The organism is Pararobbsia silviterrae, assembly GCF_003628125.1.
Lineage (GTDB): Bacteria > Pseudomonadota > Gammaproteobacteria > Burkholderiales > Burkholderiaceae > Pararobbsia > Pararobbsia silviterrae.
Genome location: NZ_RBZU01000002.1, coordinates 370,194 through 389,691 on the forward strand (window position 1 = coordinate 370,194; position 19,498 = coordinate 389,691).

A 19,498-nucleotide genomic window follows, 5' to 3' on the forward strand; every position below is an offset into this window, starting at 1 on the left:
GAAGGGATTGGCGCAACCCGTTTGCTAGCCTGCCGCGAGCAATCCAAAAACAAGTGCGAAACAGGCCAAACGGGGTACACATGAACCGCTTTGACATCACCGCGCGCAAGCGTCGTCTTGAGCGCGGCCTTGACCGTGACGGGGCGATATCGGGGGCAGCGCGCGCGCATGAAATAACGATCACGCGAACGATCACGCGAACGACCGCGCGCGAGGCGCGGCGATCACGCTGGCGACCGAGTCGCAAGCCGCTGGTCTATGCGGTCCAGAGCGCGATGGTCGTATTGGGTTCGCTCGCCGCGCCGTGGGCGCGCGCCGACATGGTGGTCGGTTCGGGCACGGTCAGCGGCAGCCTCTCCGTGCAATCGGGGACCACGACGAATATCGAAGTCGATGAAGGCGGCTCGGTGGCCGGCGGCAGCAACATCGGCGTCAGCGTCTCCGGGGGCACGGTCGGCACGTTGCTCAACAACGGCACGATCGGCGGGTCCTACGCGATCGACAGCGACGGCACGATCACGACGCTGACCAACGGCAACATCATCACCGGGACGGAATACGGAATCCAGAACGAGCTCAGCGGTCACATCGGCACGCTGACCAACAGCGGAACGCTTTCAGGCGGCATCTACGGCATCATCAATTCCGACCCCGGCAGCACGATCGATACGGTGATCAACACCGGCACGATCGAATCCACGCAGGGTGACTCGGGGCTGCGCAACGGCGGGACGATCACCACCGTGACGAACAAGGGCACGATTTCGGGCGGCAGCAACGGCGTCTACAACTGGGGCGGCGTGATCGGGACGCTGACGAACACGGGCACGATCACGGGCGGCGCGAATGGGATCGCCAACAGCGTGGTCGGGATATACGGGGCGACATTCGGCACGATCGCCAACAGCGGGCTCATCACGTCGAGTTCGGGGAACGGCATCTACAACGACGGCTCGATCACGCTGATCGATAACGCACATGCGGGCACGATCAGCGGCCCGGGCTACGCGATCTACAACAACGGCGGCACGATCGGCGCGATCGCCAATAGCGGTCTGATCGCGGGCAATATCGCCAACGTGTCGTCGAATCCGCTGACCATCACGGGCTCGACGACGGCCGGGGTCTTCGGCACGCTGACCGGCTACGACACGAGCACGGGCGCGATCGGCACGATCACGAACACGATGTCGAATCTCGACTTCGGCAGCGGCAATATCCTGCTCAACGACAACGTCAACGTCGGCAGCTACGCGGTCACGAACTCGGGCAATCTTGCCGTGAGCAATCTGATCACGATCGACGGCGATTATGTGCAGACGTCGTCGGGGACCTTGACGAGCAACGTCGCGCATACCGTCACCGCCGACGGCAATATCCAGAGCGATACCGGATATGGCCGGATCGACGTGACGGGCCAGGTCACGTTCGAGAGCGGGGCCTCGGTCAAATTGACGAGCACGGCGTATGCGTTCGCGTCCGGCCAACGCTTCGTCGTGATCGAAGGCAACGGCAATTCGACGTTCGATACGACGGGCGGCACGTTCACCGCGTCGGGCTTCGCGGGCATCGTGACGGCCGCGCCGCAGGCGGACGGCGCGAACGAGGCACTTGTGCTGAGCCTGTCGGGTCGCCCGGCGGGGACGGCGCCGACCACGCAGATCGCGACAGCCACGCTGACCGGATTGCAGCGTTACAGCGGCATTCAGGCGGGTCTGCTCGAACTCTACGATGCGTCGTTGGGTATCGGGAGCACCGCGCAGGCCAACCACGTCGGCGCCGAACTCGCGCCTACGCAGAACTTCAGCGCCGGCAACGCGACGTCGATGGCCACGCTCGATGCGTTGAACGTCGTGAACACGCATGTCGACGCGCTGCGCTACGCGTCGTCAGGTAGCGGCATTTCGACGGGAGACGGTCCCGCGAACTGGGCGGCGTGGGGCCAGTTCTACGGCGGTCATGCCGATCAAGGCACGGTGGACGGCGGCACGTACGATGCCGTCAGCGGCTATACGTCGACGTACGGCGGCTTGATGCTCGGGGCCGACCGCCGCATCGGCGATCGGTGGCGGGCCGGCGGCGCATTCGCGTACAGCAACACGGCCGTGTACGGATCCGACGACGAGACGGGCGACAGCGCCCATGTCGATTCGTACGGATGGATCGGTTATGCGAGCTATAGCGGCGACCCCTGGTATGTGAATCTGTCGGCCAGCGCGACGCTGCAGAAGTATCGGACGTCGCGGCTGGTGTCGTTCGCCGGGTTCTCGGGCGATGCCGAAGGACAGTTCGACGGCTCGCAATATGTGGCGCGCGCCGAGTACGGCTACCCGATCGCGTTGCCGAAAGACTATGTGGTGACGCCGATCGCCGCATTGAGCTATAGCGCCCAGATCCAGGACGCTTATACGGAGAGCGGCGGCAACGGCGCGGCCCTGGCGGTCGACGGCGCGCATGCGGATGCGCTGCGCAGCAGTCTCGGCGCCAAGCTCGATACGCAGATTGCCACGCACGCGGGCGATCTCGTGCCGTTCGCCGAGCTGCTGTGGACGCATCAATACAACAACGGCCGCCCATCGACGATCGCGAGCTACGCGGCCGATACGAGCGGGGAGACGGGCTTCATGGTGATGGGCGCGACACCGGCGCGCGATGTCGCGGACATCCATCTCGGCGCCGATCTGCTCCGCAGCGATACCTTGAGCGTTGCGCTGCGTTATGACGTGCAAGCCGCTTCGTCCTATTTTTCCCAGGCCTTGAGCGTGCGCGTGCGCGAGCAATTTTAATCTCCGCGAACCCGATCGGAAGACGTCAACGCATCTGAAGCCCCTGAAACCTTGAACCCCTCGAAGCGGACGACGCGCCGCAAAACGGCGCCGAAGTCGCACGGCGTCTATCTCGATCTGTTCGCGCTCGAATTGGCGCGCGGCGGCGCGTATATCGCGTCGGCGCTCCAGCCCGAAAGCCGCGTCGCGGCGATGCATGAAGTCGTCGCCGATTTCATGCGCAAGCATGGCGCCGACGATCTCGGCGTGTTCCTCGAGATGCTCGTGGCGCGGCTCGAAGCGCGTCGGGCCTTCGCGGCGGCGCATATCGTCCACGACTATCTCGTCGCGTGCGCCGCGACCCCGGTCCGGATAGCCGATTGATTCGCGCAGCAAGAATCGGAGTGTCGGCAAGCGTGCCGCCGCCTATGCTGAAGACCGGGTCGTCGCGTCATCCTGATGCGATCGTCCGAATACCGAGGCGCGGACGCAATGAATATGAAGGCGGCACACGAGGACCTGATAGGGCCCGCAGATGACGACTGGACACGGATCGGGCTGGCGCTCGACGCCGACGGACATGCCGTGCTGGCCCGCCTGCTGAACGCCGCGCAATGCGAGGCGCTTGCCGCCTTGTATGCGCGAAGCGAAGGCTTTCGCTCACGCGTCGTGATGGCGCGTCACGGCTTCGGGCGCGGCGAATACCAGTACTTCGCGTATCCGCTGCCGCCGCTGCTCGATGCCTTGCGGCATGCGCTCTATGCGCGGCTCGTGCCGATCGCCAATCGTTGGTGCGCGCAACTCGGCATGGCGGTGCGGTACCCCGAAGCGCTCGACGCGTTTCTCGATCGATGCCATGCGGCCGGCCAGCACCGGCCGACGCCGCTGATCCTCGAATATGGCGCGGGCGATTACAACTGCCTGCACCAGGACCTCTACGGCGAACACGTGTTTCCGTTGCAGGTCGCGATCCTGCTGTCCGAGCCCGGCGAGGATTTCACGGGCGGCGAGTTCGTCATGACGGACCGCTCGACGACGACGCAACGCGCCGACGTGATCGCGCTGCGCAAGGGCGATGCCGTCGTCTTCGCCGTCGATCAGCGACCCGCGATGGGCCAGCGCGGCATTCGGCGATCCGCGATGCGGCATGGCGTCAGCCGCGTGCATAGCGGCCGGCGTCATACGGTCGGCCTGATTTTTCACGATGCACGGTGAGCGGCGAGCGAAGCGCTGTTTGATCCCGGCGCCGAGCCGGCCGATTTGGATCGCAAGAATCGGAGTGCTTGCGGATGAAGTCCTGCGTATTCTGGCGCTGTGATGAATGCTTTCAGGATGCTCGCCATGAATACGACTGCCGACTACGAAACCGACGACGCGCGCTGGGACGCGGTGCGGGCGCGCGATGCCGCGGCCGACGGCCGATTCGTCTACGCCGTGCGCACCACGGGCGTGTATTGCCAGCCGAGTTCGACCGCGCGGCTGCCCAAGCGCGAGAACGTCGCGTTCTTCGATACGGCGCAAGCCGCCGAAGCCGCGGGTTATCGTCCGAGCCGCCGCACGCAGGGCGATCGGACGCACGCGGCCGCGGAACGCGCCGCCGTCGTCGCGCGCGCGTGTCGTCTGATCGAGGCGTCGCAGACGCCGCCTCCGCTCGACGATCTCGCCGCGGACATCGGCATGAGTCCGTTTCATTTCCATCGCCTGTTCAAGGCCGAAACGGGGCTGACGCCGAAGGCCTACGCTTCGGCCTCGCGCGCGCGCAAGCTGCGCGAGGAATTGAGCGTGCCGAACGCCTCCGTGACCGACGCGATCTACGAGGCCGGCTTCAACTCGAACAGCCGCTTCTACGAAGCCTCCGAGCACTTGCTGGGCATGCGTGCGCGCGACTATCGGGCGGGCGGCGCGGGCGCGGTCATCCGCTTTGCCGTGGGGCAGTGCGCGCTTGGCGCGATACTCGTGGCCGAAAGCCAGCGCGGCATCTGCGCGATTCTGCTCGGCGACGATCCGGATGCGCTCGTGCGCGATCTCCAGGATCAATTTCCGAAGGCCCATTTGATCGGCGGCGATGACACGTTCGAGCAACGCGTTGCGCAGGTCGTCGGGTTTGTCGAAGCACCGTCGATCGGCCTGAACCTGCCTCTGGACGTGCGCGGGACGGCCTTTCAGGAGCGCGTATGGCGCGCGCTGCGCGAGATTCCGCCGGGCGCGACCGTGAGCTATGCGGACATCGCCGAGCGCATCGGTGCGCCGAAAGCCGTGCGCGCCGTGGCCCAGGCCTGCGGCGCCAACCTGCTCGCCGTCGCGATACCGTGTCATCGCGTCGTGCGGCGCGACGGCGATCTGTCCGGCTACCGTTGGGGCGTCGATCGAAAGCGTGCGTTGCTGCGTCGCGAAGCCGCGATCGCATCGGGAGACGGGGCGTGAGCGCATCGCATGCCCGTATCGCACGCATCGCCCGTCTCGATTGGGCCGATATCGCTTCGCAACTCGACGCGGAAGGCTATGCCGTGCTGCCCGGTCTGCTCGATGCGATCGCCGCGCGCGAGCTTGCGTGCCGGATCGACGCTGTTTGTCCCGCGCCGCTCGATGACTGGGGCACGACGTTCTATCGGCATCTGGCTGCCGTGGCGAACCGCTGGCAGGCGCTGCTCGGGATCGACGGCCGGTATCCGCCGGAGTGGGACGCTTTTCTCGCCTGCAATAGACGAGCGGGGCAGATGCGGCCGCTGTCTCACGCGTACCGTCTGAGCGCCGGCGAACATGTGGCGCTTCATCAATGCAACGAGGGCGAACACGTGTTCCCCTTGCAGATCGTCGCCGTGTTGTCCGAGCCGGGTGTCGATTTCACGGGCGGCGAATTCGTGATGACGGAGCAGCGCCCGCGCATGCAGTCGCGTCCGATCGTCGTGCCGATGCGGCTCGGCGACGCCGCTGTCATCGCGACCGCACAGCGCCCGTGCAAAGGCGCGAACGGGTACTACCGCGTCAATCTCAAGCACGCGATCAGCCGCGTGCATGCGGGCCGGCGTGTCGGCATCGAATGGACGTTTCACAACGGGTACGCACGCGCCTAGCGCTGCGGGGCCCATGCATGAGCGTCATGCGCGTCAGCGCGCGGCGCGGCGACCGGCTTTGCGGGGAATCAGCGTCGGCAGACCGCGCGCGAGAAAGCGGCCCTGGCCGGGCGTGCCGAGAAAGCCGTGCCCGTCCCAGACGACCCGGCCGCCCGCGATCGTGTACGCGGGCCAGCAGTCGAGCATGCGGCCCTCGTATGGCGTGTAGTCGACCGCGTGATGCAGCATCGCGTTGGTCACGCGGATCGGCGCGTCCGGATGTTCGTCCCAGATCACGAGGTCCGCGTCGGAGCCGATCGCGATCGTGCCTTTGCGCGGATGCAGGCCATAGGTCTTCGCGGGATTCGTCGAGGTCAGCTCGACAAAGCGATGAATCGACAGTCTCCCGGTCATCACGCCTTCCGAATAGAGCAAGGGCAGGCGCGTTTCGAGGCCCGGGATGCCGTTCGGGATGTACGGAAACGCGGCTTCCTCGCCGTTGGGCTTCTTGCCTTCGGGACTGTCGAACAGGAACGGTGCGTGGTCGGACGAGAAGACCGTGAACGTGCCGTCGGCGAGCGCGGTCCAGATCGCCTGCTGGCTCGCCGCGTCGCGCGGCGGCGGGCTGCACACGCAACGCGCGCCGTCATAGGCGTCGTCCGTGCCGAGATCGTCGGCCGTCAGAAACAGATACTGCGGGCAGGTTTCGGACAGGATCTTGAGTCCGCGCTGGCGCGCCCATTGAATCTGCTCGACGGCCTCGCGCGCCGATACGTGGACGAGCAGCATGGGCACGTCGACGAGTTCGGCGAGACTGATCGCGCGGTGGGTGGCTTCGCGTTCGACGAGCATCGGACGCGAGGTCGCATGGTAGCGCGGCGCGGTCAGCCCCGCATCGAGCAGGCTTTCGGTGAGCCACGCGATGCACTCGCTGTTTTCCGCATGAATCATCGCCATCGCGCCGTGTTCGCGCGCCACGGCGAGCAGCCGCAGGATCTGGCCGTCGTCGAGCTTCATGTCGTCGTAGGTCATGTAGATCTTGAACGACGTGTAGCCTTGCGCGATGAGCTCGGGGAGTTCGCGCGCGACGATCTCCGGCGTCGGGTCCGTCACGATGATATGGAAGCCGTAGTCGATGCTCGCGCGCCCGTGCGCGCGCCGGTGGTAGTCGTCGACGGCGGCGCGCAGCGACTGTCCCTTGAGTTGGGCGGCGAAGGGAATGACGGTCGTCGTGCCGCCGCACGCGGCCGAGCGCGTGCCGGATTCGAAATCGTCGGCCATGCGCGCGGGCGGCGCGATCGGCTGATCGAGATGGCAGTGCGCGTCGATGCCGCCGGGCGTCGTGACGCGGCCCCGCGCGTCGATTTCACGCGCGCCCGGACCGAGCGCGAGGCCCATCTGCGTGATGCGGCCATCGACGATGCCGATGTCCGAGAGGAAGGTATCGCTGGCCGTCGCGACCTGCGCGCGGCGAATGACAAGATCGAAAGGCGGGGGTGTCGGCATCGTGATTGACGCGTGGAGTCCACAACGACGCCTACCTTACCAACCCATAAATCGCGTCAATAATTTGTGTCCGATGAGCGTGTCCGATGAGCGTGTCAAATAAGTGCCTCAGACACGTGCCTCAGACATGTGCGTCAAACCGGCGCGTGCCGTCGTCGCGCATATCGATGCATCGCGCGCCGCGCGAGGCGGCGCGCGCGTTCGATCAAGGCCAGCTATGCGTGACCAGACCGGCGTCCATGTCCGCGACGCATTGGTGGCGCTCGGCGAAATCGTTCGAGATGCCGCCGTGCGTCGAGAGCCGCAACACGCGTGGATGCGCGTCCGTGAACGCGGGCCAATGCGGCAGCTCGGACACGTTCGGATTCCCGTCGAGGACGAAATGAATCCAGTACGCGCGCATTTGCCGCGCGAGCGCCTCGTCCTTGCCTTGCAGCGGGCCGTTCGCGTTGTCGAACAGATAGCCGAGATCGCTCGTGTGATACGACGTGTTCGGCAGCGACCACGTCTTGCGCGGCTGCTGCTGCGGCGGATCGGGCTGGTCGAGTTCGTAGCCGAACACGGGCGTGAAGCGCGACAGATCCCGGCGCGCCATGTCCACGTAGCACGAGAAGCGCATATCGCTGATGGCGTCGCCGAGCGCGGCGGCCGGCGACCCGTGCTTGTCGATCGGATACAGCGTCTGCGCGGCTTTGGAGAGCGCAGGATCGTAAAGCGCGTCGAGCCCCGCGACGTAGTCGCTCGCGTTGAGCTTGCGGTTCAGCTGCGCTTCCTGTCCCGAGGCGAACAGATAGTCCTCGTGGAGATTGGTGCCGGCCAGCACCGGGACGCGGATAAACGTGCCCTGCGCGAAGGCGGCGTACGGGTCGATCGGCAGCACCTGCGGATCCTGCACGAGATGCAGCTTGCGCCAGCCCTTGATGATGGCGGCCACCGGCAGCGCGCGCAGACACGCGGCTTGCTGATCGCCCGCGGGGCAGCCGAGATCCTGCGCGAGCTTTTCGCTGGCGGCGTACGCCGTCGGGCGCGAATAGACGTGCGCGTCGTCGACGCCGCTCTGCACGATCGCGCGCTGGAACAGGCCCTGCGCCTGCGGCACGGCGAGCAGCGCGAGCACCGAATTCGCGCCGGCGGACTCGCCGGCCACGGTCACGCGCGCCGGATCGCCGCCGAATGCCGCGATGTTCTTCTGAACCCATCGCAGCGCGGCGACCTGATCGCGAATCAACTGGTTGCCGGACAAGGCGTCCGCGCTGTCGAGCGACGGCAGCGCCATGAGTCCCAGCGGCCCGAGCCGGTAATCGATGCTGACCACGACGATATTGCCTTCATGGATCAGCGCCGAAGGATCGTACTGGCTCGCGCCCGCATAGCCTTCCTGCCAGCCGCCGCCGTGAATCCAGACCATCACGGGGCGCGGCGGCTTCTGGAGCGCCGCCGTGAAGACGTTCAGGTAGAGGCAGTCCTCGTTCTCGCTCGCGCGGCCGGCGGGATCGCCCGTCGCGGGTTGCGCGCAGGCCGGCGCGTCGTGCGTCGCGTCGCGCACGCCTTGCCAAGGCTCGACCGGCCGGGGCGGCGCGAAGCGCAGCGCGCCGACCGGCGGCGCCGCGTACGGAATGGCCTTGAAGACCGCGATGCCGTTGTCGGTGCCGCCGCTCAGCGCGCCGTCGCCGATCGTGACCTCGACCGCCGAGGCGCTCAGGGGCGCCGCGGCACACGCCGCCGCGAGGCAGCCCGCGGCAAGGCTCGCCACGAAGGACGTGCGCGGGCGAACGAAGCGGTTCATCAAGCGGCGCCGCGCGGCCGCGTTCAACAGGTTTGACATGATCGGGATCGCTTCACCTTTAAAAGAGACTGATCTGGCCGCCCGCGTCGAGCCACTGACGGAAGGCCTCGCGTTGTGCGTCCGTGAGCAGCGGCGTGACCGCCTGCCCATCGCCGAGCTGCATGAAATGCTGGCTGTCGAGCGACGGCCACTTCATCAGACCGGCGCCGTTCGGATTGCCGGTCCGAATGAAATTGACCCAGTACGACTGGACGACATGCGAGATCGCATGATCACGCGCCGTGAAGGGCCGGTCGCCGACGTCCAGCGTGCCGAACACGTACGGGACCTCGGCGCTGTGGAACGTCGCGAAGCGCGTGGCGAGGGGGCCCGGTTCGGGGTGCGTGAAGCGATAACCCCATGCGGGCGCGGCCTGCGCGCCGCGCGCCTGCGACCAGGCGATGACGCCCGCGCTCGCCGAATCGGCGAGCAGATGCCGCACGGCCGCGGACACCTCGGCGTCCGTCGACGCCGGATACAGCGCGGCGAAGCGGTCCGCGTACGGATGAAAGCGCTGCTCGAGCATCTGCTCGAAGGCGGCCTTCGTATGGATCTGCCAGTCCGGACTGAAGGCGCTCGCCTCATCGTGGTTCGAGCCCAGCAGCACGGGTACATCGGTGCGTTCGGGCGTGCCCGCCGGAATGAAGCTGCCGTTGTCGGCGGGCCAGAAGTGCGCGGTCTGCGCGAGGCGCGGATCCGTCTGCAAGGCGATCAAGCGATCGGCCGGCACGGCGCGCAACGCCGCGAGATCCGATGCGCCGACGAGATTCGCGAGCGCGTTGCCGCCCGCATCGGCGTCGGCGAGCGGCACGAGCGCGGTGTGCGACCACGCGTTGCTTTCGGCGATCGCGCGCGCGAACAGGCCCTTGGCCGACGGCGCGGCGAGCAGATGATGCACGGAGATGGCCCCCGCCGATTGCCCTTCGATCGTGACCTTCGACGGATCGCCGCCGAAGCGGTCGATATTGTCCTTGACCCACTGCAGCGCGGCGACCTGATCCATCATGCCGAACTCGCCCGAGCCGTCGTGCTCGGCGTCGAGTTCGGGCGTGGCCAGGAAGCCGAAGAGTCCGAGCCGATAGTTGATCGTGACGACGACCACGCCGCGTCCGGCCAGATGCGCGCCGTCGTAGACGGGCACGGCGCCCGATCCCTCGACGAAGCCGCCGCCGTGAATCCAGACCACCACGGGCAAGTGCGCGGCGCTGCGCGTCGAAGGCGTCCAGACGTTCAGATACAGGCAATCCTCGCTGAACGGCGGATCTTGCAGATACTCGGCGGTCCACGGAATCACGTCGCCCGACTTGCGGCGCGGCTGCTCGCAGCTCGCGGCGAACTGCGTCGCGTCGCGCAGGCCGTCCCACGGTGCGGCGGGTTGCGGCGCGCGCCAGCGCAGATCGCCGACGGGCGGCTTCGCGTACGGAATGCCCTTGAACACTTGCACCGTGCCCACCGTACTGCCTTGCAACGAGCCGCCGCTGAGCTCGACCTCGGGCGCCGCGGCCGCGGCTTTGAACGACAGCGCCGCGAGCAGCGACGTCAAAACGATCATCGGCATCCGTTTGATCACGATGCGATCTCCTTGTCCGGGTGTGCAGTAATAGCGGTCGCGTCGAAGCGATACGCCATGAGCGCCGCGAGTCCGCGGCGGCCGTCGATCGACGCGACGGCGCTCGTGAAGCCGTGCTTGGCGAGCAGGCTCGCTTCGATCGCGTCGGCGGCCGCCTTGCCGGTTTCGAGTGCGCCCATCGCTTCGTCGTTGTTGCGTGCGAGCCCGGCGGCCTGGGTCGCCGCGATGCCGAGCGCATGGCGCATGCGCGGCGCGTCGAGCCCGAGCAGACGCGAGACCGCGAGCGTCGCGCCGACGATGCCCAGCGACGCGGCCACGTTCCAGCGCGCGCGGAACGCCGCGTCGTCGACGGCGGTCAGCAGGCGCGTGGCGGCGAGCGTGCCGACCGCGACCGCGGCGGCGATCGCATCGTCCGATGCCGCGAGGCGCACGCCGATCGCGAGCGCCGCGCCGATCACGGCCGTCTCGACGCCCGCTTGGCCCGCCCGCGCGAGCGTCGTACCGAGTTCCCACGCGTTCAGGCGCGCGTCGCCGGCGTCGCCGGGGGCGGCATCGCTGTCGCGTAGCGCGCGCAGGGGCGCGTCGGCGTTGGCGATGACGTTCGTGTCGGCGCGGGTGCCGGGCGCGGCGATCAGATCGCGCCGGGCGCGTGCGATCGCCGCGCGCGCGGCATCGAGTGCGGCGGCGTCCGGCGTCGACGACGCGAGTGCCGTCAGGGCGTCCGATACCTCGGAGTGCGCGGCGGGGCTATGCATAGGTCATGTCCTTGTTGGGCGTGCACAACGCGAAGAACGCGTCGAGGCGGGCGGCGCGTTCGAGCGCGCCGACGTCGGCGGCGATGCGCGCGGCGGTGCCGGCGCCGAGTATCGGGTCGACGAGCAGGCGCACCTTGTCGAGCAGTTCGGCATCGGTCAGCGGCCGCGCGAGACTGCCGCGCGCGTGTTCGACGTGATGCGCGCGCGTCGATCCGTCGCGTAGCCGTGCCTCGATGAACGCTTCATCGCGCTGGACGTTCGCATCCGGCGCGAGCGCGATGCGTTCGCGCAGCGCCTTGACGTCGTCGCGGATCACGCGCGCGTCGTCGTATTGGGCGAGGCCGACCTCGCGGTCGCAGAGGGCGGCCGCGACGCCGTGAATCGCGCTGAAGCGGGCCTGCAGACCGTCGCGCGGCTGGCGGTTGCCCATGAGTTCGGGCACGAGCGGATGGCAGCGCAGCGTGATCGACTCGATCGTGCCGACGTCGGCGATCTGCTGCGCGAGCACGAGTCCCGCGTCGATCGCCGGGTGCGCGACGATGCCGCACGGGTAGGGCTTGTACGTGTTGAGCAGCAGTTCCCAGCGCTCGCCGAAGCCGTCGTTCATCGCGCCGAAGTCCACGCGCGTCGAGAGCGCGTGCGCATAGCCGCCCGGCGCTTCGAAGATGTCGGCGGCCGCGGGCTGCCCGCGCTGCGCGAGCCGCGCCGCGGCGATGCCGTTGGCCGCGGCCTTGCCCGGGTGATAGGGCTTGGTCATCGAGCCGAACGCTTCGCGCTGGCCGACGAACATCGACGCCGCGATCGAGACCGCGCGGGCGAGCGCGTCTTCGCCGAGGCCGAGCAGCAGCGCGGCCGTCACGGCGCAGCCGATCACGCCGCACGTGCCGGTGATGTGCCAGCCCCGATCGTAATGCTCGGGCGAGATCGACACGCCCACGCGCAATTGCGCCTCGCAGCCGAGCGCGAACGCGGTCATCGCCTGCGCGCCGCTCGGGGCGGTCTGCGGCGCGAGCGCCGTCAGGACCGCGAGTACCGACGCCGCGGGATGGATGACGGTGGCCAGATGCGTGTCGTCGAAATCGTCGAGGTGACCCGCGAAGCCGTTGGCCAGCGCGGCGAAATGGACGTCGACGCGTTCGGTGCGTCCGAGCACGGGCGCCGTCGCGCCGGCCCCGAGTTCGCGCGCGGCGGCGAGGATCGCTTCGACGCCGGCATGGCGCGAAGCGCCGATCGTCGTGCCGACGACATTGAAGAACGAACGCCGGGCTTCGGCGGCGACGGCGGCCGGCAACGGCCGGCGCGCCGATGCGGCGATGCCCTGGGCGAACGCGGCGGCAATGGAACTCATTGAGACAACTCCTCGAGACGGATGCCGTTCGTTCGGGGACCGAAGACCCCGACCGCGACGACGATGACCCACATGGCGGAAGAAATCAGCACGAACACGGCCGGCACGCCGTAGCCCTTGAGCAGGGCGGCCACCCAGAAGCCGACGAAGATCGAACTAAAACGGCTCCAGCTGAATACGAAGCCGACGGCCCGCGCGCGGATGCGCGTCGGATAGAGCTCGGCTTGATAGGTATGGAAGATGCCGATCATCCAGTTGTTGGCGATCGTCACCATGCTGCCGAAGACGAGGATCGCGATCGGATTATGTTCGAGACCGAACGCGACGCCCGCGCAGGCGACCACGATCGCGCAGCCGACGAGCTGCCATTTGCGCTGGAAGCGCTCGGCGCAGACCATCGCGCCGATCGCGCCGAGCGGCGTCGTGACGGCGATCAGCATCGTGTAGAACAGCGAATGCGTGATCGTGATGCCTTTCGAATAGAGCAGCACGGGCACCCAGGCGCCGAAGCCGTAGACGCCGAACGTCTGGCAGAAGTTGAACAGCGACAGCATGATCGTGCGGCGCAGATAGGGGCCTCGCCACATCTGCGTCCACGTGCGCCGGCCCGGCGCGTTGTCGGGCGCGAGATCCGGCGCGAGGTCGGGAGCCGTCGACGCGAGCGCGCGGCCGGTCTCGCGCACGACGCGGTCCTCGATCGCGTCGACGATCCGGCGCGCCTCGTCGGCGCGTCCGCGGCTTTCGAGCCAACGCGGCGACTCGGGCAGGCCGCGCCGCACGAACCAGATCAGCACGGCGCCGACCGAGCCGATGATCATCACCCAGCGCCAGCCTTCGAGCCCGAACAGCGTCAGCGGCACGAGCGCCCACGATACGATCGCGACAGTCGGCACCGAGGTCAGGATCACGAGGATGCTGAACGCCGCATAGCGGCCGCGCGCATGATGCGGCGTGAGTTCGGAGATGTAGGTGTCGACCGTGATCAGCTGGACGCCGATGCCGACGCCCGCCACGAAGCGCCAGAGGTCCATCGCGAGCGGCGAGGTCTGGAACGCCGCGACAAACGTCGCCGTGGAATAGACGAGCATCGCGACGGTGAAGACCGAACGCCGGCCGAGACGGTCCGAGAAGCCGCTCAACGCGATCGTGCCGACGAACATGCCGGCGAAGAACGCGCCGAGGAAACTCGCGAAGCCGTCGACGTCGAACAGGCCCTTCGTCGTCGCGTGATAGAGGCCGCTCGCGATGAGCCCGAGCGAGATATAGGCCGCCATGAACATGTCATAGAACTCGAACCATCCGCCGATCGCGATGCGCACGACGAGCCCGCGGAAATAGCGCGTGGGCGGCAATCGGTCGAGGCGCGCCGAGACGCTCGCCTCGACCTCGTGCGAATCGCCGATCTCCTGTTCCATATACATGGCGTCTCCTGGCCCAGACCTGTCATCTCGGCTCTTAGTGTCGACATTTTGGCCAGTATATATGGGTAATCATCGTTTGCAGGCTAAAAATATGGGTAAGTGTATACACTCACGCGATAGAGGCACTGGCCTTACGCGGCGGGTAATGGCAGACTGGCGACCATCGCCTAGGCGTGTTGTGTTCTTCCGTTGACGCGTAACGAGGCTTGCCCGATGACCCTGGACGACGACCTGCCGCTTCCCGACGACACCGAACAGACTCCGGTTGCCGAGATCGTCGACTGGGTCGCGCGCGGCATTATCGAAGGCCGCCTGCGGGCCGGCGACGATCTGAATTCCGTCGACCTCGCGCGGCGCTTCGGCGTGAGCCGCACGCCCGTGCGCGAGGCGCTGTTCGCGCTCGTGCGCGAGGGGCTCGTGGACTGGCAGCCGCGCCGGCGTCCGCGTGTCACGGGCATGCAATTGAAGGAGGTCCGCGAGATTTACGAGCTGCGCGCGCTGCTCTATGGACAGGTGTCGCTCGCGATCGTCGAGCAGGCGAGCGAGGCCGATATCGCGGCGCTCTGGGACGCGTACCGGCGGCTTGCCGACGTCGCGGCGAAAGGGGATGTCGACGGCTATTTCTGGGCGAATGTCGCGTTTCGCGACGAAGAGCTTCGCATCGGCCGCAACGACACGATCAAGGCCGTGCTCGATTCGATGCGGATGCGCACGAACCGGCTCCGGCATCTGAGCACGTCGTTGCCGGGCCGTATGCAACGATCGTGCGCCGATCACGAACGGCTATGCGAAGCCTATGCGGAGCGCGACGGCGTGCTCGCGGCGGCGCTCAACCGATCGATCGTGATGGGCGCGTTGCGCGCGATCGAGCGCGCATGGCAGGCGTCGCCGACGGGGCTTTGACGCAGTCGCGGCGCGCAGCCCCGGCGTCGTTCAACGCGGTGTGTAAGAGAACTTTTGACCGCCGACGCTGGCTTCATACATCAGGCCGCCCTTGGCCACGGTGAAGACGGCCATGCCCTTGCGGAATCCGCCCGACGTCTTGGCGTCGTTCTTGCCGCCGCTCGCATTTGTGGACGTGCCCGTCGTGCCGGCTTGCGCGCCCGCGGCCGCCGTGATGGCGATCGCGTTGGCGTCGGCGCCGAATTCGAAATTGCCCTGCGTGAAGTTCTTGAGCGCCGCTTCATCCTCGAACAGGATGAGTTCGCTGTAGACCTGGCCGCCGAGTTGCAAGCCGACGGTGATCTGCGTCATCGACGTATCGCCGATGTGTTTCCCTTTTTCGTAGACGCGCCCTTTGCCATGGGCGCCGCCGATCCCCACGCCGCCCTTGCCGATCGAGGGAAACAGCGCATAGGCATAAGCGCTTTGCAGCAGGCTGCCGCTTTCCCCCGCGTTTTTGAACACCGTGAGCGTGTCCGCGTAGTTGTCTGCCCACGCAGACGAAACCGGCAACAGCAGAACGATGGCGAGCGTCGATAACAGGCGTTTGAGCATGATGGGCTCCTCGTGGATGGATCGTATTCCGCACGCGATAGCCGCGCTTCATGACACGTGTCCTGGCATGTGCCATGAAGCGCGGGCGCATCGCTACAAGACTAGACGGGGCCGCTTGCGAAACGCAATGTCCGCGTCGGCCGAGCGCTTAGTGCGACACCGATCGAACGCTGCGCGCGTGCTGCTCGCGCAATTCGCTAGCGCGTTAGCGAATCGCCGCGAAAAGCATGCGATGCCGGTTTGTCATTGATCGCAGTGTTTCTAGACTCTGATTCGCCATCGATCGGTTGAGCGTCGCGAGGTCATGGCGCTCGGGCGTCATGCGCTCAAGCAGGTGGGTCTTTTAGCAGCTTGGGTCTTTTACATGGAGATCGATGCGTCGTTCGCGCACGCATCGGTTTCTCCGGGACGTCACGCACCGAAGGAGCGAGCATGGCCTGGCTAGTTCAAACCCTCAGAAGTTACCCGGAAATCGCGGTCTTTCTTTCACTCGGTATCGGATATTGGGTCGGAGGAAAAAGCTTCAAAGGCTTCAGCCTCGGCGCGGTGACGGCGACCTTGCTCGCCGCGATCGCGATCGGGCAGTTGGGCATCACGATCTCCTCGAACGTCAAGTCGGTCTTCTTCCTGCTGTTTCTGTTCGCGGTCGGCTATGGCGTGGGCCCGCAATTCGTGCGCGGCATCGCGAAAGACGGCATTCCGCAGGCGCTGTTCTCGATCGTGCAATGCGTATTGAGCCTCGCCGCGCCGATCGTGGCCGCGAAAATCGCCGGTTATTCGATCGGTTCCGCCGCGGGTCTGTTCGCGGGATCGCAGACGATCTCCGCCTCGATGGGGCTCGCGACGGATGCGATCAATCGGCTCGGGCTTCCGGCGGATCAGGCTAAGGCGATGCTCGATGCGATGCCGACCGCCTATGCGGTCACCTATATCTTCGGCACGGTGGGCTCGGCCTTGCTGCTCGCGACGCTCGGACCTCGTTTGCTCGGCATCGATCTCGTCGCCGCGTGCAAGGACTACGAAGCGAAGATGGGCGGCGCGTCGAGCGCCGACACGGGCGGCGCCGCATGGCATCAGTACGGCTTGCGCGCCTATCGCGTTCACGCGGGCGGCCAGCTTGTCGGTCTCACGGTCAGTCAGGCCGAAGCGCTCCAGCACGACGGATCGCGCTTGTTTATCGAACGGATTCGCCGCGCCGGAAAAATCATCGACGCGACGCTCGAAACGGTGCTGCAGGCCGATGATGTCGTGGCCGTCGTCGGGCGCGAGGATCAACTGGTCAGCGTGCTCGGCCATCGGGCCGAGGAAGTCGGTGACGAGGAACTGATCGCGATTCCGACCGAAGGCGTGGACGTCTACGTGTCGAGCAAGGACGTCGACGGACAAACGCTGCAGGCGCTCGCGAAGCTGCCGGGTGCGCGCGGGATCTATATCCGCAAGATCAAGCGCGGTCCGACGGAAACGCTGATCCCCGTGTTGCCGAATACGCAATTGCATCGCGGCGACACGATCACGATCGTCGGACGCACGCAGGACACGAACGCCGCGGCCAAGGCGCTCGGCGTGATCGATCGCGCTTCGGACGTCACCGATGTCGCAACGATGAGCCTGGCCATCACGCTCGGCGCGCTGATCGGCGCGGCCGTGCTCAAGATCGGGACCGTGCCGCTCACGCTGTCGACCGCGGGCGGCGCCTTGATCGCCGGCATCCTGTTCGGCTGGTTGCGCGCGATCCATCCGACGTTCGGACGGATTCCGGGGCCGACCGTCTGGTTCATGAACTCGGTCGGGCTCAACGTCTTTATCGCGGTGGTCGGCATCACGGCCGGCCCGGGCTTCGTGGCCGGTCTTCAGCAACTCGGCGTGAGCCTCTTTCTATGGGGGATCGTGGCCACGTCCGTGCCGCTGATCCTCGGCATGTATATCGCGAAGTACGTGTTTCGCTTTCATCCGGCCATTCTGCTTGGCGTCTGCGCGGGCGCGCGAACGACGACGGCGGCGCTTGGCATGATCTGCGACGCCGCGAAAAGTCAGGTGCCCGGATTGGGCTACACCGTGACCTACGCCGTGGGCAATACGCTGCTGACGATCTGGGGCATGGTCATCGTGATGGTGCTCGGATAGCGCCGGCGAGACGGCGCCAACACGAGCGCGCCGATGAGAGCGGCACTAAGGAACGCCACTAAAGAACGTCGCTAAAGAACGCCGCTAAAGAACGCCGACAAGAGCGGGCAGTCGCCTCAGGGAGCCTTTCGTATCTTTGGAGTTGCCGATGAACGCTTCAGTCGAGAAAGTCACGCCGTACGATCAATTCAATCTGCCGATCCCCGAGGATCACTTCCCCGAGCAGGGCATGTCCGCGCGCGCGGCCGCGGCGCTCGTGATCAGCGAGGAATGGACCGATACGAATCCGATGCTCAATATGTCGTCGTTCGTGACGACGTATGCCGAGCCGGAGGCGATGGAAACCGCGCATCGGAACATCTTCAAGAACTATATCGATCACGATATGTATCCGCACTTGTTCGCCATGGAAACGCGCATGGTCAAGTGGCTGCATCAGCTATGGAACGGCCCGAAAGACGTCGAACCGTATGGCACGGCGACGGTCGGCTCGTCGGAGGCTTGCATGCTCGCCGGGCTCGCGCACAAGTGGAACTGGCGCACGCGCCGGCAGAGCGAGGGCAAGGATGCGACACGGCCCAATATGGTGACGGGCGGCAATGTGCAGATCGTGTGGAAGAAATTCCTTCGCTATTTCGACGTCGAGCCGCGCATCGTGCCGCTCAAACCCGGTAATTACCGTCTCACGGCCGAAGATCTCGATCAGTACGTCGACGAGAATACGATCGCGGTCGTCGCGATCGCCGGCCAGACCTTCACGGGCGAAGACGACGATATCCAGGGGATTCACGACTGGCTCGACGCCTACGAGAAAAAGACGGGCCACTCGATCCCCATGCATATCGACGGGGCATCGGGCGGTTTCGTCAACCCCTTTCTGTATCCGGACTACAAATGGGATTTTCGTTTGCCGCGCGTGCAGTCGATCAATGCGTCGGGCCACAAGTACGGGTTGACGCCGCCCGGACTCGGATGGGTGATTTTCCGCGAGCGCAAGGTCTTTAACGAGGAACTCGTTTTCTACGTCAATTATCTGGGCGGCGAGATGCCGACCGCGACGCTCAACTTCAGCCGCAACGGATTTCAGATCGCCGTCCAGTATTACCAGTTTCTGCGTCTGGGCTTCGACGGCTATAAGCGTGTCATGCAGCACACGCTCGACAATGCGATCGCGCTGCGCAAGATCCTCGTCGACAGCGGCTACTTCACGATCATGAACGAGACCCAGCGGATCCCGGTCGTCGCCGTGACGCTCGACAGCAAGATCACGAAATTCAATGAATTCGACGTGTCGAACAAGGTCCGCGAAAAAGGCTGGGTGCTATCGGCGTATTCGATGCCGCCCAACGCCGAAGCCGTCAAGAGTCTGCGCGTCGTCGTGCGGCCGCATATCAATCGCAATGTCGCGCAGATCCTCGGCAACGACATCATCGGCGCGTGTCGATTCCTCGAAACGCATGGCGGCAATGCGACGCCGCCCAAGCTTCACGCGCATGCGACGGAAAAATCGTCGCCGGCGAAGTGCTGAGCGCGCGACCGGTCGGATATCGCGTGTCGCGGATCGCCATCGCGCATGTCGCTTAGCGTCGGAGCGAAGCGGCATGCGTGTCGACGCTGGCGCGTGCGCGAAGGCT

At 66.3% G+C, this 19,498-nt stretch carries 15 protein-coding genes; 8 read left to right on the top strand and 7 right to left on the bottom strand.

The genetic code is table 11. The annotated features are described in order from the left end of the window. The first annotated feature begins 80 nt into the window (after nucleotides 1-80). The 5 genes from D7S86_RS07015 to D7S86_RS07035 all read left to right on the top strand — a co-directional run bounded on the left by D7S86_RS07015 (nucleotide 81) and on the right by D7S86_RS07035 (nucleotide 5,839). Nucleotides 81-2,786, top strand: coding sequence for an autotransporter family protein (locus D7S86_RS07015; RefSeq protein ID WP_121084897.1), 2,706 nt, complete (start codon nucleotides 81-83; stop codon nucleotides 2,784-2,786). 51 nt (nucleotides 2,787-2,837) lie between these two features. Beyond that, nucleotides 2,838-3,149 carry a hypothetical protein gene (locus D7S86_RS07020; RefSeq protein ID WP_121084899.1) on the top strand — a complete coding sequence of 104 codons (312 nt, stop codon included), beginning with the start codon at nucleotides 2,838-2,840 and terminating at the stop codon, nucleotides 3,147-3,149. Nucleotides 3,150-3,263: 114 nt separating this feature from the next. Next, nucleotides 3,264-3,980, top strand: coding sequence for a 2OG-Fe(II) oxygenase (locus tag D7S86_RS07025; RefSeq protein WP_121085265.1), 717 nt, complete (start codon nucleotides 3,264-3,266; stop codon nucleotides 3,978-3,980). 126 nt (nucleotides 3,981-4,106) lie between these two features. Further along, entirely contained in the window at nucleotides 4,107-5,189 is a 1,083-nt protein-coding gene (ada, locus tag D7S86_RS07030) for a bifunctional DNA-binding transcriptional regulator/O6-methylguanine-DNA methyltransferase Ada (protein WP_121084901.1), read from the top strand. Beyond that, nucleotides 5,186-5,839 carry a 2OG-Fe(II) oxygenase gene (locus D7S86_RS07035; protein ID WP_240648025.1) on the top strand — a complete coding sequence of 218 codons (654 nt, stop codon included), beginning with the start codon at nucleotides 5,186-5,188 and terminating at the stop codon, nucleotides 5,837-5,839. The genes ada and D7S86_RS07035 overlap by 4 nt, the downstream gene beginning before the upstream one ends. A 33-nt stretch (nucleotides 5,840-5,872) precedes the next feature. On the opposite strand, the gene hydA is transcribed toward D7S86_RS07035, so the two are convergent. The 6 genes from hydA to D7S86_RS07065 form a co-directional block, all read right to left on the bottom strand. Further along, nucleotides 5,873-7,324 (bottom strand): dihydropyrimidinase, encoded by a 1,452-nt coding sequence (hydA, locus tag D7S86_RS07040; protein ID WP_121084903.1) that lies wholly within the window; start codon nucleotides 7,322-7,324, stop codon nucleotides 5,873-5,875. Nucleotides 7,325-7,529: 205 nt separating this feature from the next. After that, entirely contained in the window at nucleotides 7,530-9,149 is a 1,620-nt protein-coding gene (locus D7S86_RS07045) for a carboxylesterase/lipase family protein (protein ID WP_158601884.1), read from the bottom strand. Nucleotides 9,150-9,168: 19 nt separating this feature from the next. Then, complete coding sequence (locus tag D7S86_RS07050; RefSeq protein ID WP_121084907.1) at nucleotides 9,169-10,719, bottom strand: carboxylesterase/lipase family protein; 1,551 nt, start codon at nucleotides 10,717-10,719, stop codon at nucleotides 9,169-9,171. Continuing rightward, nucleotides 10,716-11,474, bottom strand: coding sequence for an MmgE/PrpD family protein (locus tag D7S86_RS07055; protein WP_121084909.1), 759 nt, complete (start codon nucleotides 11,472-11,474; stop codon nucleotides 10,716-10,718). The genes D7S86_RS07050 and D7S86_RS07055 overlap by 4 nt, the downstream gene beginning before the upstream one ends. Then, on the bottom strand, nucleotides 11,467-12,822 hold the full coding sequence (locus D7S86_RS07060; protein ID WP_121084911.1) for an MmgE/PrpD family protein: 1,356 nt from the start codon (nucleotides 12,820-12,822) through the stop codon (nucleotides 11,467-11,469). The genes D7S86_RS07055 and D7S86_RS07060 overlap by 8 nt, the downstream gene beginning before the upstream one ends. Further along, nucleotides 12,819-14,243, bottom strand: coding sequence for an MFS transporter (locus D7S86_RS07065; RefSeq protein WP_121084913.1), 1,425 nt, complete (start codon nucleotides 14,241-14,243; stop codon nucleotides 12,819-12,821). The genes D7S86_RS07060 and D7S86_RS07065 overlap by 4 nt, the downstream gene beginning before the upstream one ends. Before the next feature lie 213 nt (nucleotides 14,244-14,456). Between D7S86_RS07065 and D7S86_RS07070 the strand changes: the two genes are divergently transcribed. After that, nucleotides 14,457-15,146: a GntR family transcriptional regulator gene (locus tag D7S86_RS07070; protein ID WP_121084915.1), complete on the top strand. Its 690-nt coding sequence runs from the start codon at nucleotides 14,457-14,459 to the stop codon at nucleotides 15,144-15,146. Between the two features lie 30 nt (nucleotides 15,147-15,176). Here the strand turns inward: D7S86_RS07070 and D7S86_RS07075 are convergent, their stop codons facing one another. After that, on the bottom strand, nucleotides 15,177-15,740 hold the full coding sequence (locus D7S86_RS07075) for a YSC84-related protein (protein WP_121084918.1): 564 nt from the start codon (nucleotides 15,738-15,740) through the stop codon (nucleotides 15,177-15,179). 432 nt (nucleotides 15,741-16,172) lie between these two features. Here D7S86_RS07075 and aspT point away from each other — a divergent pair, with 432 nt between their 5' ends. Beyond that, complete coding sequence (gene aspT / locus D7S86_RS07080) at nucleotides 16,173-17,864, top strand: aspartate-alanine antiporter (protein ID WP_121084920.1); 1,692 nt, start codon at nucleotides 16,173-16,175, stop codon at nucleotides 17,862-17,864. A gap of 148 nt (nucleotides 17,865-18,012) precedes the next feature. After that, nucleotides 18,013-19,392: a glutamate decarboxylase gene (gad, locus tag D7S86_RS07085; RefSeq protein ID WP_121084922.1), complete on the top strand. Its 1,380-nt coding sequence runs from the start codon at nucleotides 18,013-18,015 to the stop codon at nucleotides 19,390-19,392. The last annotated feature ends 106 nt before the right edge of the window (nucleotides 19,393-19,498 follow it).

Excerpts from the sequence above, each read along its gene's own strand:
- D7S86_RS07060 (WP_121084911.1), bottom strand. The coding sequence starts at position 12,822 with ATGAGTTCCATTGCCGCCGCGTTCGCCCAGGGCATCGCCGCATCGGCG.
- gad (WP_121084922.1), top strand. The coding sequence starts at position 18,013 with ATGAACGCTTCAGTCGAGAAAGTCACGCCGTACGATCAATTCAATCTG.
- aspT (WP_121084920.1), top strand. The coding sequence starts at position 16,173 with ATGGCCTGGCTAGTTCAAACCCTCAGAAGTTACCCGGAAATCGCGGTC.
- D7S86_RS07075 (WP_121084918.1), bottom strand. The coding sequence starts at position 15,740 with ATGCTCAAACGCCTGTTATCGACGCTCGCCATCGTTCTGCTGTTGCCG.
- D7S86_RS07045 (WP_158601884.1), bottom strand. The coding sequence starts at position 9,149 with ATGTCAAACCTGTTGAACGCGGCCGCGCGGCGCCGCTTGATGAACCGC.
- D7S86_RS07015 (WP_121084897.1), top strand. The coding sequence starts at position 81 with ATGAACCGCTTTGACATCACCGCGCGCAAGCGTCGTCTTGAGCGCGGC.
- hydA (WP_121084903.1), bottom strand. The coding sequence starts at position 7,324 with ATGCCGACACCCCCGCCTTTCGATCTTGTCATTCGCCGCGCGCAGGTC.
- D7S86_RS07055 (WP_121084909.1), bottom strand. The coding sequence starts at position 11,474 with ATGCATAGCCCCGCCGCGCACTCCGAGGTATCGGACGCCCTGACGGCA.
- ada (WP_121084901.1), top strand. The coding sequence starts at position 4,107 with ATGAATACGACTGCCGACTACGAAACCGACGACGCGCGCTGGGACGCG.
- D7S86_RS07025 (WP_121085265.1), top strand. The coding sequence starts at position 3,264 with ATGAAGGCGGCACACGAGGACCTGATAGGGCCCGCAGATGACGACTGG.
- D7S86_RS07070 (WP_121084915.1), top strand. The coding sequence starts at position 14,457 with ATGACCCTGGACGACGACCTGCCGCTTCCCGACGACACCGAACAGACT.
- D7S86_RS07065 (WP_121084913.1), bottom strand. The coding sequence starts at position 14,243 with ATGTATATGGAACAGGAGATCGGCGATTCGCACGAGGTCGAGGCGAGC.